This is a genomic window from Dyella sp. OK004 (assembly GCF_900114495.1).
Classification (GTDB): Bacteria; Pseudomonadota; Gammaproteobacteria; order Xanthomonadales; family Rhodanobacteraceae; genus Dyella_D.
Map to the genome: position 1 here is coordinate 690,613 of NZ_FOZI01000001.1, position 16,306 is coordinate 706,918.

Below are 16,306 nucleotides of genomic sequence, written 5' to 3' on the forward strand. Positions count from 1 at the left end.
GACTAAATCATTTTTACGACTATAGACACGTAAAAGAATTTATCTGGATGCAACTTCTCAAAAGGCGTCAAATAACGCTCATCATCCCCATAAATGGAATGAGTTTGATCAAAATAATCTGACTTTGGAAAAAATAGAGAGCGCATGCTTTGAGCTTCGATATCTTTCGCAATGAGGCCAGCCCCAAAGTTGACACCACGCACCTTCAGCCCAATGCCTGCCCCTTGAACCATCCAATGACAGACTCCCAGCCCAAAATAATCCTCATCCATCGGCAGATCGAGCGCCACTTCGCCCCGATACACAGTATCGCTTAGGCGCGTTAATTTAATTGGCAGGGTGAAACCCGGGGTTTTGCTCTTGCCGCCACTAATTAGGTCGCTTGGCACGCAACCGGTATTCCAGACCTCATATTGAATATTTGCGTCCGCCGAGCCGAAAGGCCCTGGTGCATCGTGGATAGTAAAGATGAGTTCGTAGCGCTGCTGCGGGTGCTGATTGAATTTGGCTTTTACGCTGACGGCATCGATTTGGTTCATGGTCTGCGAACATCCTGTAGTCAGAATCAGGGGAAAAAACAACGAGCCAATCAGACATAGGCGCATGACATCTCCAGCAGCGGCAGGACGTGCGGGGGCGTGTTTGCCAACCTCGTTTCGATAGCGTGGCTGTTGGCTCGGCGAAGCACTTTGGCAAGATGGTCGCAATCATCTGATGTAATGGTCATAGCACCGCCTTTCTGGCCGCCACATCAATGGAAAAATATTTCGTGCGATCTGGCGCGCCAGAATAAACTGAGTAAGGAACACCGGCTTCAGAATAATTTTCCATCGGCGGATGAATGTAATATTCTTTCCATAAGAACGACGGAACAGTGTTCTGGGCCTCGATATCGGCTCGACCAATGCCCGCCCCGAATTCAGCGCTCTGAATCTTTAGGCTAATGCCAGCCCCATGAACCATCCAATGGCAAACACCGAGACCGAAATAATTCTCAGCAACAGGCAGATCGAGCGCGACTTCGCCTCGATAAACAGTATCGCTAATACGCGTCAATGGAATCGGCAAGATTAGGTTGGGTGTCTTGCTCTTGGCACCGCTAATGGCATCGGTAGGCACGCACGCTTCGTTGCTCACCTCGTAATGAATATCAGCGTCTGCAGAATCAAATGGGCCAGGCGCATCGTGAATAGTGAAAGTCAGTTCGTAGCGCTCTTTGGGGTTAGGGTTCTGCTTGATACGCACGTTTTTAGGATCGAGCTTGTTCATGGTCTGCGAACATCCTGTGATCAAAGTCACGACGAGGAGCAACGCAGCAGCGAATCGCAAGGGGTGCGCGCGCATGATCGGGTGAGGCATAGAAGGCAGCCTCTTGTTCATTGGCGCAATGCCGCGAGGGCTTGCTCATTCCGCGGCCGCAGCACGCTTTTCGTCGCCGCCGCCTGCTGCGGACTTTGCTCCACCCGCACAATCTTCACTGGTGCAAGGCTCGCCCGCTCCTTGAACATCTTGTCCTTGAAGAACCAGTTCTTCTTCGCCCGGATCGGCCTGCAGCCTTCGTAGAAGATCAGTTCGTCGTCGCTGGGCAGTTCCTTGATCTCTTGCGGCAGAAACAGGGCACGACGCTCTTCGGTGTAGCTGATCGAGACCTGGTTCGAACCGCCGCCACGGCTGGTACTGCGATGCTGCTTGCGGATCGTCTTGTAACCCGCCATTTCACTGTATTCGTTGGCGTCGCTCTGCTCACGCGGCGCGAACACCACCTGCGCGCCGTGGTTGGTGATGAAATTCTGCGCGTCGTGGTCACCGTAGGCTGCGCGCAATTGGGCGCGGCTCTGCACGATGCACAGATCGCGCACGCCGTAGCTGGCCGCGATCGAGATGCGCTTGGCCCATACGTCCACCCGGCCCATGGCGGTGAATTCGTCCATCAGCATCAGCATCTGGTATTTCAGATCGGGTTCCTCTCCGAGCTGTTTGCCGAGGTTGTTGCCAATCACGGTGCTGAAGAAGATGTTCAAGAGCTTGCTGCTCTCGTCCAGTTTGTTGGTCGGGATATCCACATAAAGGGTGGTGGGACGCTTGCGGATCGCGGTGATGTCGATGTCGGTGGCGTTGGTGGCAGCCGCCAGGATCGGACTCAGGAATTGCTGCAACGGCGCCTGCATACTGGCGATCACCGAGGAGAAGGTCTGTTCGGCCAGTCCAACGAGGTTGCTGAACACGGTGCGCGTTTGTGGGCCAATAAATGCACACCTCGGGTCCTTGAGGATGTCTTGCAGCATCGTCTTGGTGTCTTGATCGTTCGTGCCGCTGGAGAAGCGCAGGATGCGCTCGAAGCTGGGGAAGTCCGGCGCGGTGTTGACATCGGGTATCAATAAGGCGGGCGCCTTGCCGGCGATCAGCGGAATCGCCTCGTGATCCCATACCTCGAACATGTAGGAGGCAAAGGCGGTGAACGCCGCGCGGCTCTGCGAGGTCCAGAACGGGTCCCTGCCGGGTTCGTCTGGATACAAGATGGCGGCAATGGTCTGGATTTCCCCGATGCGCTTGCCAGGGTCCATCCCCGCCAACAGGGTGAACGGATTGAAGCGGTGGGTGTTCCCCGCTTCGTCGTAGGGCGCCCACACGAAAATGCCCTGGCCCTGTGCTTCACGCCAGCCACTGGTGGCTTTCCGCAACTCCCCTTTCAGGTCGAGCACGATCATCGAGTGCAAGTACGACAGCAGTACTGGGATGGCGATGCTGGTCGTCTTGCCCGACCTTGTAGGGCTGATGGTGATGACGTGCTGCGCACCACCCAGCCACAAGTAGCGGCCTTTGAATTTGCCGATGAGGATGCTTTGCGGGGTCTGCGTGAGCAGGCCGGCCTTTTTCAGGTCCGACAATTCCGCGAAGCTGGCATCGCCATGCAGGGATTCGGATTTGGCTTTGAAGAGCGGAATCAATAACCCGACCCAGGCCAACAGCGGCAAACCGAAACCAACGCCGCCACTGAGCTTGATCTTGACCGCGTAGGGCGCGAACTGCGGCAGACCAAGCGCCTGGAAATACTGCCACCACGTGCTCCAGGACTGCGGCTCATCGTGCAGACCGAGAAAGAGCAAAACCAGATAGTTGGAAAGGAACCAGCCTCCCATCAAGGCGACCAGTAGCGCGACAGCGACAAACCCCAGCTTTCCCTTGCTCATCGAATCATCGTCCTTAAAGACGCGCCCCGAAATAGCGGGCGCGTTCGATATTCGACAACGCGTTTGATGGCTGTCAATCAGGCGGTAGATTCGACACGCACCGGATATTTCTTACTTAAAACGCAGCGCTTCATGCGCTTCGAGTCGGCCAAACGGCGCAACGGCCACACCCATAGGACTAGGCGTATTCCTACTTTCCTCGATTAGCTTCACGCACCGCCTTCACGAAACCATCGAACGGCACATCGGTGATGCCCACCAAGCCGATGTGTGCGTTCTCGCCATCCTGCAGGCGGCCGCTGGTCGGTTGGTCGGCGTACTGGAACCAATGGGCGCCGACGATGTTCGGATCCTTGGCGGCGGCATCGACATAGCGCGCATAGGCCTCGCCTCGCTGCTGCTCATTCCATACCGACGCCACACCCTTGCCGAACGGACCGCGATCGTCGGAGCCGAAGTGAAACTCGGTGATCAGCACCGGCTTGTTGAGTTTGGCCACGGTCGCCATGTCGACGCCATGCTGCGGCACGTCGGTGTAGCTGTTGAAACTCATCACGTCGCAGTACTGCGCGCACGAGCCCACCGCTTCCGGCGTATTCACTGCAAAGCGACCGCCCAGGAACAGGTGATGCGGATCGTGCCGACGAATGGTTTCGGCGACGACGCGGAAATACTGGTCGGCGTATTGCCGCAACCACGCGCTGTAGTCGGTCGCGATGGCAGGATGCGCTTCGCTGGGATCGGGCGCCGGGAAGTTGGTGGCATTCAATGCATCCCACGACGGCACCGCGACACCCCACGCCGCCGCCAGCTTCGCAGGCTCGGAGTACTTCTGTTTCAGCGTCGCGATAAACGCCTGCTTGGCGTGACTGCGCGCCTCGCCATGCAAGGTGCCCTGCGCCAGCCCCCAGCGCCCTTGCAGCCCCTGCCCCGCCCAGGCCAGTTCGTTGTCGGCGAAATAGCCGAGCAGCCAGGGATCGTCGCGCACATCCTTCACCGCGTTCGTCACGGCGGTCTCGGTCGCCTGCGCAAAACGCGGATCGAACGGATCGGGCATGCGGCCCCAATAGTCGTAACCGCTGGACACATTGCCGAACTCGCCATCGATATTGATCGAACGCGTATAGGCCAGTTTGTGCGCCTTGCCTAAAGCATCGTCACTCCAGTTGCCCAGCGTGTTGAAACCCCAGCCGTGCAGGCGATCCAGCGTGCGCGTGCGCCACGCCGCGAGCCAATCCTTACCACCGAGGCGATAAAGATTGGCGGCATAGAAATCGAACCAGCGACCATGGTTGTAGCCGATGCCTGCGGTAGAGCCCGCGTCGGGCCGGCGGTTATCGCTGCTACCGTAGAACGCGCTCCACTCGCCGCCATCCGCCGGCAAATCCTTGAACATCGATTCGCGGCCTTCCACATAACTGCGGCCGCCATCGGGCACCACCGCGTTGACGCCCAGCGAGAAGAACGCATGCCCCTCGGGCGTCACCAGTTGCCAGCGTCCGCCGCGCTGCTCGGCCCGGAACCAGCCGCTGGATTTGAACGAAGCGACATCGGTGCGCCCGCCATACGTGTCGTAGCCGCCTGATGCAGCCTGTACGGCGGCGAGCTCGGTTTGCGCCTTCGCCTGCGCGACACGCAAGGCGTCGTCCGTTTCGATCTTCTCCGGCCACTTCCCACGCGTGTACTGACCATAGCGATCGACGATGCCGCTATAGGCATCAGCCAAAGCGGCGTTGCCCGCCTTTGTTTCGACGCGACCGAGCAACAAGGTTTGCGGCGCTTGCGGTGCGGGCATGCCGAGCCGCATCGCCACGACCTGCTTGAGATCCAGCACTCCCTCCACCGTAGTCGCCAGCAGGATGCGCTGCCCGTTCGCGTCGTACGGCATCGGCGGCCCCACCTGCATACCCTGCGCGCGCGGCGATACCGCATGCAACGGCACCACCACCGTCTGCGCCGGCCCCGCCGGTAAACCGACCGTGGCATGCAGATGCTGATCCTTGCCCGCGCCATCGATATCGACCGTCAGCGTCACCGCCCAATCCATCGCGTTCTGCACACGCACCCGCAACTCACCCTGCGTCGACCAATCCCACCCGCCATGCTCCGCCGACAAAACCACCTGCGGCTGCACCGTCGGCTGGAACGCATAGCGCTGCAGCATCTGCCCATCCGCCGTTTTCTCCGGCGCACCCACCCGCTGCACCTGATCCAACGTCACACGAGACCCCGCTGCCGCCTGCCCAAGATCAGCCACCGGCACATCCGCCGCCCCATGACACGCCGCCAGCAAAGCAAGGCTCAGCACACCAACCACCCAAACCCGGTTCATGCGACATCCTTCCCGCAAAGAGAGCCAAAGTATGCCCCTACCGCATGAAGCGCGGCTTGCCATGCACCAGCGCATCGGCCTGGAGCTTTCGCTCCGGCTTTTGATTAGGGGAATCTGTGCGACGGTGAGGGCCGGACGATCAGGCCGAGACAAAAAACGATCCCGACGCCTGACACTGGAAGATGAGTAGCTACAGAGCGCACCGCCTGCTCTTCAGGCCATTTCTCTTTGGTTACTTTCTCTTTGGGCCAGCAAAGAGAAAGTGACCCGGACCGCGGCAGCGGTTCGGAAGCCCGCGGCAGGCGAGCCAGCGCACGCAGACGCTAAAACCGAGCGACAACACCACTGGATCCCTGCCTTCGCAGGGATGACGAAATAGGAGGGCGTGTTACCGCGAACCCAAAACCTCAAACCGCCCGCCGCCCCTGCCAAGCCCGCCAAACGAAATAAACCGGCGCCCCCATCAACACCAACAACAAACTGATCCCCGCATCCCCAGGCGACCCCACCGTAGTAGCGGCGATCACACCAAGCACCGTCACCACAAACACCAACGGCAACACCGGATACAACGGCACCCGATACGGCGAAGGCTCATTGGCAAACCGGCGGCGATACCAAAACAACGTAGCGATGCCAAACGCATGGAACAACCACTCACCCACCGTCGTGTAATTGAGCAACTGATTAAAGCTGCCCGACAACACCAGAACGATCGCCCACCCACCCAGCACCGCCAACGCCACCTGCGGCGCGCGCGCGTGCGGCTCGATGCGGCCGACCGCGCGAAAAAACATACCGTCCGCACCCATCGTCTGCAGCACGCGCGCACCGCCGGCGATCGCAATGCTGCAATAGCCGAAGGTTGAGCACGCGATGCCCACCGCGATCAGCTTCGCACCGGATTCGCCGAACAACCGGCGCATCAAATCCGCCGCCGGCGCATGGCTGGCGGCGAGCCCGGCGTGACCGAGACCGGCCAGGTAAGCCAGATTGACCAGCACGTAACACACCACCACACCAGCCATGCCGAGACCGAGCGCGCGTGGCAGAGTGCGCTGCGGCTCCTTCACTTCACCAGCCAGGTCGTTGAGATAGTGGAAGCCACCATAGGTAAACAGCACCGGCAGCAAGGCGCCGAGGAACGCCCACGGCGCCGCTGGATGCGAGGTATCCGGCTCCAATGCCAGGCCCAGGTGTCCGCGCGCCAGCACCAGGCCCGTCACCACCAGCACCACGATGGCACCCAACTTGAGCACGGTGAACAGGTTCTGCATGCGTGCACCGGCACGAATGCCGAAGAAGTTCACGCCAACGATGAACATGATGGCGCCCGCCGCCACCGGCTTCACCCACTGCAGCGGTAACCCGACAGCCGCGCAGAAATAATCTGCGAAGGTAGTGGCCACCGCCGCCACGCTGCCGGGGTAGTTGATCAAGGCCATGCACCAGCCGAACAGGAACGCCGGTAATTGGCCGAAGGCCTCGCGCAGATAGATATAGATGCCGCCCGCATGCGGGCGCCTTGCACCCAGCTCCGCGTAACACAACACGCCAGCCAGGGTGAGCAGGCCGCCGATGACCCACAGCGTCAGCAGTTGCGCGCCTGACGAGGTGCTCTCGGCCACGCTTGAGGCGCTGCGGAAAATACCGCCACCGATCACACCGCCGATCACAATGGCGGCGGCGTCCCAGGTGCCGAGGCGGCGCAGATACGAGCTGGATGAGTTATCGGTCATGGTTGCCGACGATAACCCGAGAAGCGGCGGAAGAACCGATGACCTCTGCCACATTCGCGGGGGCGGGGCTCATGCCTTGCACGAAGCCCCGCGCTGCCATTCATTGTAGGAGCACACCCTGTGCGCGAAGGCTCGGGGCAACAGGGGCAACTGCAGCCCTCGCGGGCTGGGTCGCCCACAGGATGGGCTCCTACAAAGGGTGCTTAGCCTTCGGCGCGAAGGAGGGCCAGCACGGCCTTCGCCGCATCTACCGATGACGCCGGATTCTGACCGGTGACCAGGTTGCCGTCGGTGACGGCGTAGGCCTGCCAGTCGGCCTTCTTCGAATAATTGCCACCATTCGCCTTGAGCATGTCCTCGACCAGGAACGGCACCACGTCGGTCAGGCCGACCGCCGCTTCCTCGCTATTGGTGAAGCCGGTGACCGACTTGCCCTGCACCAACGGCTGGCCGTCGCTGCGCTTGGTATGGCGGAACACGGCCGGTGCATGGCACACCGCACCGACTGGCTTGCCGGCGGCATAGGTGCGTTCGATCAACCGGATCGAATCCGCGTCTTCCGCCAGATCCCACAGGGGACCGTGGCCGCCCGGATAGAAAATCGCGTTGTACTGGCCTTTCGCTGCGTCGGCGAGTTTGAGCGTCGAGGCGAGTGCAGCGGTGGCCGCGGCGTCGGCGCGAAAGCGTCGGGTAGCTTCGGTCTGCGACTCAGGCGCATCGCTCTTGGAGTCTAGCGGCGGCTGGCCGCCCTTGGGCGAGGCAAGCACGATCTCGGCCCCGGCATCCTTGAACGCGTAATACGGTGCCGCGAATTCCTCCAGCCAGAAACCGGTCTTGTGACCGGTGTTGCCGAGCTGGTCGTGCGACGTAAGCACCATCAAGATCTTCATGGATCATTCCTCGTTATGGACCGCCTATGCTGACAGCGAAAGCGGCAAGCGAGCGTGATTTGTGGGATGTGGCAGGCGCGTTCAATACCCTCCGAAGGAATGGGCAAGCCATCTGCTGGATCAGGCAAGCTGCAGTGGTTCCGCGCTTATCTTTGCTGCCCGCCAAACGGATGGATGGCTTCTCGCGGCGCCCGATCAACGCGGGATATTTTGCCCGCCAGCGACATGTTGGGCTTGTGACGCCGAGGTCAGCATGCTCACGCGGGAATCGCGTCCAGGCACTCGCCAAACAGCTGCATTGCCTCGCGCAATTCGGCGACCGACAGGCTGCAGTAGCCCAGTAGCAGACCTGGGCGAGCCGGCGGCACGAAATAGTGCGGCGCCATGGGATATAGCCCAAGCCCCCGATCGTGCGCGTGCGCAATCAGCGCCTCGGCACGATCGTGGTCGTAACCGTTCAACCAGGCTACGACATGCATCCCAGCCGGCGAATGCACAATCCGCACACGTTCGCCGGCATGGCGATGCAGTCCCGCAATCAGTGCCTCACGGCGCGCGTGCAGCTCCTTGCGAGCATGGCGAAGGTGCCGCTCGAACCCGCCGCTTTCCATAAAGTGCGCCAGCGCGGCCTGTTCTATACCGGGTGATGAAACGTCGCTGAGGTACTTGGCGGTAATGAAGTCCTCGCGCAGCGCCACCGGCAGCACCAGATAGCCCATGCGCAGCGCGCCAAACAGCGTCTTGGAAAAAGTCCCTGCATAGATCACGCGGTCACCTTCATCGAGCGAACGCAGCGGAGCCAGTGGATAAGCGTCGTAGCGGAACTCGCCGTCGTAATCGTCCTCCATGATCCAGCAGCGCTTGCTTGCGGCGTAACGCAGCAACTCAAGTCGGCGCGACAACGACAGCACGGCACCGGTGGGGAACTGATGTGAGGGCGTTACGCAGATAAGTTTCGGCGCCGTATCCGGCAACTCGTCGCAAACCAGTCCGTTATCGTCGGAGCGCACCGGGCGCAGCTGAGCACCGTGCGCAGCCAGGATGTGATACGCGCCGAAGTAATGTGGTTCCTCCAGTACCGCCGTATCACCCTCATTGAGCAACACGCGCGCGCAAAGCGCGTAGGCCTGCTGAGTGCCGGTGACGATCAGAATGTCGTCTGGCTGAGCTTGCAGACCGCGTCGTCGCGCAAGGTATTCGCATATCTGCTGGCGTAGCGCCAGCAAGCCCCATGAGCCGGTCACAGTCAGCGGCGAGTAGGCGGCCGCGCGAGCCAGCTCGCGCCCCCACGCGGCGTTCAAGGCCGGGTTGGTGAGTGGATCGCCGTAGCGCATGTCGTAGCGCAGACCAAAATGCATGCGCGCAATCCAGCGCTCGCGGAACTGTCGGGCCCGCTCTGCGTAACGTGAGTCGGCTGTGTCGGTCGTGTTCGCGACCTGCCGCAACGACGGCGTGAGCTGCAGGCTGGTCACGTAGCTGCCTGAGCCAACACGGCCATTGATGAAGCCTTCCGCGCGCAGCTGCTCGTAGGCAGCCAGCACGGTAGTGCGCGACAGCCCCAGGTCGAGCGCGAAGTCACGCGTGGGCGGCAGACGCGAACCGGTAACCATGCGGCCGTCGAGGATGGCGGACTTGAGAGCGCGGATCAGCTGCGCGTAATGGGGACCGTGACCATCAAGTTCGAGGAACATGCCGGCGCACTCTGAGATCGGACGGTCGAAGAGGGATAAAGCACGCATCACTCTCACGCCGGCCTGGATGCTCCGTCGAGCGGCGCAGACGCCGATCGTGTCCCGGCTCAACCAAAGGTGAAGGAGTACACGCGCAGGTCCGCCTGCGAGACGCGCAGGCGTAGCAGATGCTCACGGTCGTCGTGACTGTCGAACAGTGTGTAGAGGCGACTACCCTGCACGATCACCGGCGGCTGCGGATTGCCGTCGACCGTCACGTCGAGCGGGATCGCACGATCCGCGCTGGCGACCATGTACAACTTCGCGGCCTTGAAGCGGAGCTGCAGCTCGACTTGCGCGCTGACTGCGCGGGCGTACTGGCGCGTGATTTCCCACTGGCCGGCCAGCGCGAATTTGTGCACCGCCAGCTGCGCGGGGACGCTGAAGCGGCGCGTGCCATCGCTACCACTTTCCACGCTACCGAAGCCCTCCTGGCCTGAACTGCCCAGGTGCAGCTCGGGCGTGTCACCGGGACCAGGTTTGAAGACGTCCGCGGCATTGCCGGCCGGCAGCATATTTAAACCGAGCAGCAGCCGGATCGCGTTCTCCATCTTGTCGTAGCCGTCTTCGCCGTAGTGGTGGCCGATGAGCCGGCCATCCTGGTCGACCAGATATTCGGCCGGCCAATACTGGTTATGCCAAGCGTGCCAGGTAGCCAGGCGGCTATCCATCGCCACGGGATAAGTAACGCCTATCTGTCCGATCGCCGCTTGCACGTTGGCCGGGTCATGCTCGAAGTCGAACTCCGGCGAGTGCACGCCGATCACCACCAGGCCCTTGTCCTTGTAGGTCTCGTACAGATGCTCGACATGCGGCATGGCGCGGACGCAATTGATGCAGGAATACGCCCAGAAATCGATCAGCACTACCTTGCCGCGCAGGTCGGACATACTCAGCGGCGGCGAGTTGAACCAGTGATCGATGCCGGCGAACTCGGGGGCTTGCGTGAGCGCGGGCGCGCTTGCGCTGCTGGACATGGCGCCGAGCAGTAGTCCGGCAAACAGCATCAGCTTTTTCATCGCCATGACTCCGGCAGGAGGTGTGCCGATGCCCGGGACGGGCATCGGCACCTGTAGCGAAAACTCAGTAGTCGTAGGTTATGCCCAGTTGCACATAGCGCGGCGCCTGCGTGGACAGCGGCAGATCGTAGGTCGGCCGCACTTTCGCCGAACTGCCGTAGCGTCCGTTGGTCTGCGTGATCTGCTGTTTGTCGAGCACGTTGTAGATCTGCAGTTGGAAGGCCAGTCGACGGCTCGCCCAGTCCGGACGGTATTCGGCACCGAGGCTGAGCAAGTAGGTCCATGCCTCACGCTTGTAGCCGGGCGATATCGGCACACCGCCGCAGAAATGATAGAAGGAGCCGTAGCCCAGACCGGGGTTGGTCTGGTCCGCGCCATAGAGACCTAGGCAGGTCTTGGGTGCGCCGGACAGAATCGCGACGTTGCCCGATACCAGCCACTCCGGTGCGACCTGATAGTAACCATAGGCTTTGATCTGATGGCGACGGTCATTGGACAAAGCGCCATTGGCGTAGTCCATGACCTGGGTGTAGTCCCAGTCCACCGTCGCCGACACGTCGGTCTGACCGATGTCCGAGCGCACCTGGCCCTCCGTGTTGCCGTAATTGCGCGAGAACAGGTAGTCGAGCTTGCCGTACCACTTGCCGTCGAACGGATGCTCCAGATACAGCTCCAGCGCGTAGTACTTGCGCTTCAGTGAGGTGTTGAAGCCCATGTCCTTCTTCCAGTCCAGCGGCACCTGGTAGTAGCCGCCGGACAATTTCGGAATCTGGATGATCGGGTTGCTGCCAGGGTTGATCAAATAGCTGCCCTGGATGCCGTTGACCTTGTCGTAATCGTCCATGCCCAGCTCCGCCATCTTGGTGGCGATGCGGCCGGTGTCGCCCCAGTCGTCGATGGCGCGGCCGAGATCGCGGTACGTGGCTTTGGCACCGTACACCCAGGCGTCGCCGAGCTTCTTATCGAAGCCCAGGATGAACTCGTCCTGGTACTCGGACTTGATATTGGTGGCGGCGGCCGTCTTCGGATCGCGCGGCTGGCCGTACTCCAGATTGGCCGAGACTGGTTGCTCCAGGCCGCGGTAGGTGTCGATCGGCGTCAGACCGGTAGGGTAGCCGGTCCTCGGATCGATACCGGTGTACGTGTAGTACACATTGGTAAATGTCGATGAGCCCGCTGAGCGCAGCGCCACCGAAGCAGGTACCGCCAGGTAGTAGCGACCGGCATTGCCGTACACCTTCAGACTGGAGTCGCCATTGACGTCCCAGGTGAAACCCAGCCGGGGCGCCAGTTGCGAATGGGTGAGACGCAGGTAGGGTGTGCCGGCAGCGTTGTAGTTGGTGAACTCGTCGTTGCGCAGGCCGATTTTGACTAACCAACGATCGTTGATCTGCCAGGCGTCCTCGATGTACTGCGCCTGCTGCTTTACGCGCACCGAAGCGCTGTTGGCGAAGATCTGCTTGGAGACGTAGTAGCCGGTCGAGCCCCCGGGATACTGGCTTGGTGGCCGCACCCATGGATAACCCTGCCAGCCGGGTCCATTCGCATCCGGGCCGCCGGTGATCCATGAGTTCGGGTCGCCGGACGCATACGCCCATCCGTAGCCGGGACCGGAGGTGAACTGGCCGTCGTGGATGTCGCGCACGTCCTGATTGTCGATACCGACAGTCAATGTGTGGTTGCTCAGCTTGTAACTCAGGTCCAGGCGTAGATTGGTGTTCTTGGTGATGTGCTTCGGATCGAACAACTGCGTCAGTGACTGCGCATTGCCGAAGGACTGGCCGCCAGTGAGGTCGGGGTTCTGCGATGTCTGGGTAATGATCGGGATCAGTGTCGGGTCATAGCCGGGCAGCTCGTTGTAGTGCGTGCCCTTCATCTTTCCGTAGAGCACGGAGAGGGTCAGGGCGTCGGTGATGTAGCTGGTGAATTTGCCCAGATACAGATCGGAACCGTCCTTGACGTGCAAATCGTGGTGGTCGAACGGTCCTTGCTTGCCGGTCGCGTAGTCGTACTGGTACAGGTCGCCACGATAGGACGACTTGTTCGAGGCGCCGGTAAGCTCAAGCAAGTTGCTGTCTGAGATATTCCAGTCCAGCTTGGCGTACCACTTCGGGTCGTTTAGCCGGCTATGGTTGTTGTAGGTGGGCGGCGCGTTGAAGCCCACTCCTGCGACAGAACCGACCGCGCCCGAAGGCGTGCCGGCAGACGCACCCGTGCCCTGGATACGCTCGCCTTCCACCGAGGCGAACACATACAGCTTGTCCTTGATCAGCGGGCCGCCAACGTACGCATCGGCGGTGGTGGTGGTGGATTTGTTGTCGCTGCGTCGCCAATACAACTGACCCGCTTTGGGGCTGCCCTGGCCGTAATAGATATCGCGCGGGTTGCCCTGCAAGCCGGAGGGCTTCCACAGCACCTGTCCGCCGAAGTGCCATTCGTTGGTACCGCGTTTGCCCACCTGGCTGATCACACCGCCGTCGGAACGCCCGAACGCCGCACCATAGCCGCCGTTGAGAATTTCCTGCTGGTCGATCGAGCCGTAAGGCAGCGTCAGGCCACCGAAGCCACTGATCGGATCGGTGGTGTTGAAACCGTTGATGTAGTACGCGTTCTCGGTGACCGACGAGCCACCGAACGACACGAACTTGCGCGGCGACGACGCACCCATGCCCATGCCCATGAACAATTCGCTACCTTCCACTGTGCCCGGCGCGAGCAGCGCGATCGCCTCGGCGCTGCGCACCAGCGGCAGCCTGGCCAGCTGCTGCGAAGTGATCACGGTGCGCGAATCGACCTGGGACACGTCGATGGCCGGCAGGCTATTAGCCGTCACCGTCACCGACGACAGGTTCTGTGCGTTCGCCGACGGCACGAACGAGACTTCAGTACCCGCACCCACGCGCAATTCGACATTGTTGCGCGTATCGACTGTCTGCCCGTCGCGTTGCAGAGTGACGGTGTAGCTGCCCAGCGGCAGCGCGCCGATCGAATAGCGGCCGGACGCATCGACCGTCACCTGTCTAGTGACGCCCGACGCGTTCTGCACTTTCACGGTTTCCCCCGTGGCAGCGGGCGCCTGGCCGAAGATGCTGCCAGTCGTGGCCTGAGCATGCGCTGGCATCGGGCTTGCGCCGTACAACGCTAGCGCTAGGGCCATACCGAGACTCGACGTATATCGGGCCGCACGATCTGTGCGAATCTGACGCTGGTCGTTCATGCAACTCCCCTCTCAATAGCTTCGTGGATGCCTGCGGCATAGAGCGAAGGCCGGGCAGGCCACGTCGCCGCGAAAGGCTTCTGGTGGTGCCGACTGCACCAATTGCAGCCACCCTTGGGTGGCTATCTCCGCGCACAGCACTCCGCGCCCTCCCGAGCGGAAGCCTGCATGCGCAAATACGGATGTGATCCTGTCGATCACGTGATCAACGCTTGACGATTGCTACGCAGATAGGCAGCAAGCATCTTGTGGAACGCGATGAGACGCCCGGCATCACTCGGCCCCGGCTGAGCGAGCATGCCGTAGAGTTCGGCGACCGCTTCGGCCCGCTGCGCGACACCCAGCGAGCCGCCGGCCAGCACGATGTACGACTGCAGCACTTGCAAGGCGGCAGCGAGCCGTTCGGAGTCGACGCTCGACCGACGGTCCGGCGCGTCGACGACTGGCGGCGAATGCTTCGCTGGGCCACCCGTCATGCAGCCCTCGCCGCTGATCAACCAGAGCGGCGATACGCGAAGTGCGCGAGCGAGCACGAGGCAGCGCTCGCGCGAGATGTCGCTGCGGCCATGACACCAGTTGCGCACCGTGCGCTCGGTGACACCGCAGCATCGTGCGAGCGCGCCTGCACCTCCCGCGTGTTTGATCAACAGGTGTATGCGGGCGGAAAAATCCTGCGCGTCAGCTGGCGCCGACGGCGGAAGCGACGCGACAGCCGCAGCTGGGCCGCCGGCCTCGCCCAGCTCGTCCTTTCCGGGAGCGGTGGCGAATGCATAAGGATAGGTGGACGCGGCGGGACCAGGCGGCCTCTCTCTGGCCGCAACCGTCAGAGCATCATCGGGCATGGATACCAAAGCGGACACAGGGTTCACTCCGGATCAAAAGAGTTGGAAAAGGACTCGCGCGGAAGTGGGGATCTCCCGGCGAGCCGTACATCGGCGTTAAGCCGCTGAGGTGGGGACCATCAACTTTTCGTTATGTACGCCTGGAAGCAAAGATAGGCGTGCGCCACTCGGGCGGTACATAGCCAATTCACGCGAATCTCTAGAAGCCAATTGATCCGCGGCGACCTGCGCCGCGGTGAAAGGTCAGGGCGTGCCAGCTGCGCAGTACTTGATACGATCGGCTTTCGATCGGGAGCATCGGTTCAACGAGCACTTCCTGGTGCACACAGCGCATCTGGTGTTTACGTGTGAATTTTCATCAGAAGTCTGGCAATCCATTTAGCGGGGACTACATGAAGACTTACTCGGCATCTGTGTTCTTGATGGTTTGTTTGTGCGCGTGCCTCGCCTTGTGCCCTTCCCGCGCGAAAGGGGAAGCCATACCAAATACCGCCAACGCCAAAGCAGCCATCGTGTCCAAGCCACAGAACGCGGACCGCGCTTCTATGGAGACCATGCAGATACCCAGCCACGGGACGCGAATGAACGCGTTGATCTACGTCGCGGCGGGCGCTGGGCCGCATCCGGCGGTGATCCTCTTGCACGGCTTTCCAGGCAATGAGCGCAACCTGGACTTGGCGCAGGACATGCGTCGCGCAGGATGGGACGTTGTCTACTTCAACTACCGCGGGTCCTGGGGCACCCCCGGCGACTTTTCTTTCTCGCATGCCATGGAAGACGTAGCAGCGGTGCTCGCCTTTGTGCGGCAACCCGCGAATGCCCAGCGATTTCGGCTGGACCCAACACGCATTGTGTTGGTGGGACATAGCATGGGGGGATTCATGGCTGTCCAGGCGGCCTCGGTGGACCCCGCCGTCAAAGGCATCGCCATGATCTCCGCGGCTGATATGGGAGGTATCTTCGGACAGATGCTGACACAGGACTCTCGAGCGACGGCCCTGCGAAAGATGAGCACAGGCTTGGCCGAGGAAGGTATGGCCCCGCTCAATGGATGCACCCCCGATGGGCTGGCCAAAGAGCTCGCCGACCACGCCTCTGGCTGGTCGTTCCAGTCAAAAGTGGGTGCGCTCAAGGAGCGGCCCGCACTAGTCATCACATCAGACGACGGCTTGACGAACCCTAATGAAGCTTTCGCCGCCGCGCTTCGCCGAGCGGGAAACACCCAGGTAACCACCCTGCACCTGCCTGCCGATCACGCGTATTCCGATCAGCGCACGAAACTCTCGCGCGCATTGCTGCAATGGCTCGCACCGTTTGCCAAGTGATTCAGCGCATACGCCAGGGCA

General features: G+C 61.3%; 11 protein-coding genes. 1 reads left to right on the forward strand and 10 read right to left on the reverse strand.

Annotation, left to right across the window (positions count from 1 at the left end):
• Positions 1–2 precede the first annotated feature (2 nt).
• The 10 genes from BM338_RS03045 to BM338_RS03090 all read right to left on the reverse strand — a co-directional run bounded on the left by BM338_RS03045 (position 3) and on the right by BM338_RS03090 (position 14,978).
• A complete protein-coding gene (locus BM338_RS03045) occupies positions 3–539 on the reverse strand; it encodes a hypothetical protein (protein WP_143109227.1) in 537 nt (178 codons plus the stop codon).
• Between the two features lie 184 nt (positions 540–723).
• Positions 724–1,269 (reverse strand): hypothetical protein, encoded by a 546-nt coding sequence (locus BM338_RS03050; RefSeq protein ID WP_143109228.1) that lies wholly within the window; start codon positions 1,267–1,269, stop codon positions 724–726.
• A 107-nt stretch (positions 1,270–1,376) separates the two neighbouring features.
• A complete protein-coding gene (locus BM338_RS03055; protein ID WP_090449315.1) occupies positions 1,377–3,191 on the reverse strand; it encodes a type IV secretory system conjugative DNA transfer family protein in 1,815 nt (604 codons plus the stop codon).
• Positions 3,192–3,381: 190 nt separating this feature from the next.
• On the reverse strand, positions 3,382–5,523 hold the full coding sequence (locus BM338_RS03060) for a beta-galactosidase (protein WP_090449317.1): 2,142 nt from the start codon (positions 5,521–5,523) through the stop codon (positions 3,382–3,384).
• Positions 5,524–5,930: 407 nt separating this feature from the next.
• Complete coding sequence (locus BM338_RS03065) at positions 5,931–7,262, reverse strand: APC family permease (protein WP_090449318.1); 1,332 nt, start codon at positions 7,260–7,262, stop codon at positions 5,931–5,933.
• Between the two features lie 203 nt (positions 7,263–7,465).
• Positions 7,466–8,152, reverse strand: a complete 687-nt coding sequence (locus BM338_RS03070; protein ID WP_090449320.1) for a type 1 glutamine amidotransferase domain-containing protein — start codon at positions 8,150–8,152, stop codon at positions 7,466–7,468.
• Between the two features lie 257 nt (positions 8,153–8,409).
• A complete protein-coding gene (locus BM338_RS03075) occupies positions 8,410–9,843 on the reverse strand; it encodes a MocR-like pyridoxine biosynthesis transcription factor PdxR (RefSeq protein ID WP_090450086.1) in 1,434 nt (477 codons plus the stop codon).
• 107 nt (positions 9,844–9,950) lie between these two features.
• On the reverse strand, positions 9,951–10,901 hold the full coding sequence (locus BM338_RS03080) for a thioredoxin family protein (protein WP_177229207.1): 951 nt from the start codon (positions 10,899–10,901) through the stop codon (positions 9,951–9,953).
• A 64-nt stretch (positions 10,902–10,965) separates the two neighbouring features.
• Positions 10,966–14,118, reverse strand: a complete 3,153-nt coding sequence (locus BM338_RS03085) for a TonB-dependent receptor (RefSeq protein ID WP_177229208.1) — start codon at positions 14,116–14,118, stop codon at positions 10,966–10,968.
• A 197-nt stretch (positions 14,119–14,315) separates the two neighbouring features.
• Positions 14,316–14,978, reverse strand: coding sequence for a YdaS family helix-turn-helix protein (locus BM338_RS03090; protein ID WP_143109230.1), 663 nt, complete (start codon positions 14,976–14,978; stop codon positions 14,316–14,318).
• 374 nt (positions 14,979–15,352) lie between these two features.
• Between BM338_RS03090 and BM338_RS03095 the strand changes: the two genes are divergently transcribed.
• Complete coding sequence (locus tag BM338_RS03095) at positions 15,353–16,285, forward strand: alpha/beta hydrolase family protein (RefSeq protein WP_090449324.1); 933 nt, start codon at positions 15,353–15,355, stop codon at positions 16,283–16,285.
• Positions 16,286–16,306: the final 21 nt, after the last annotated feature.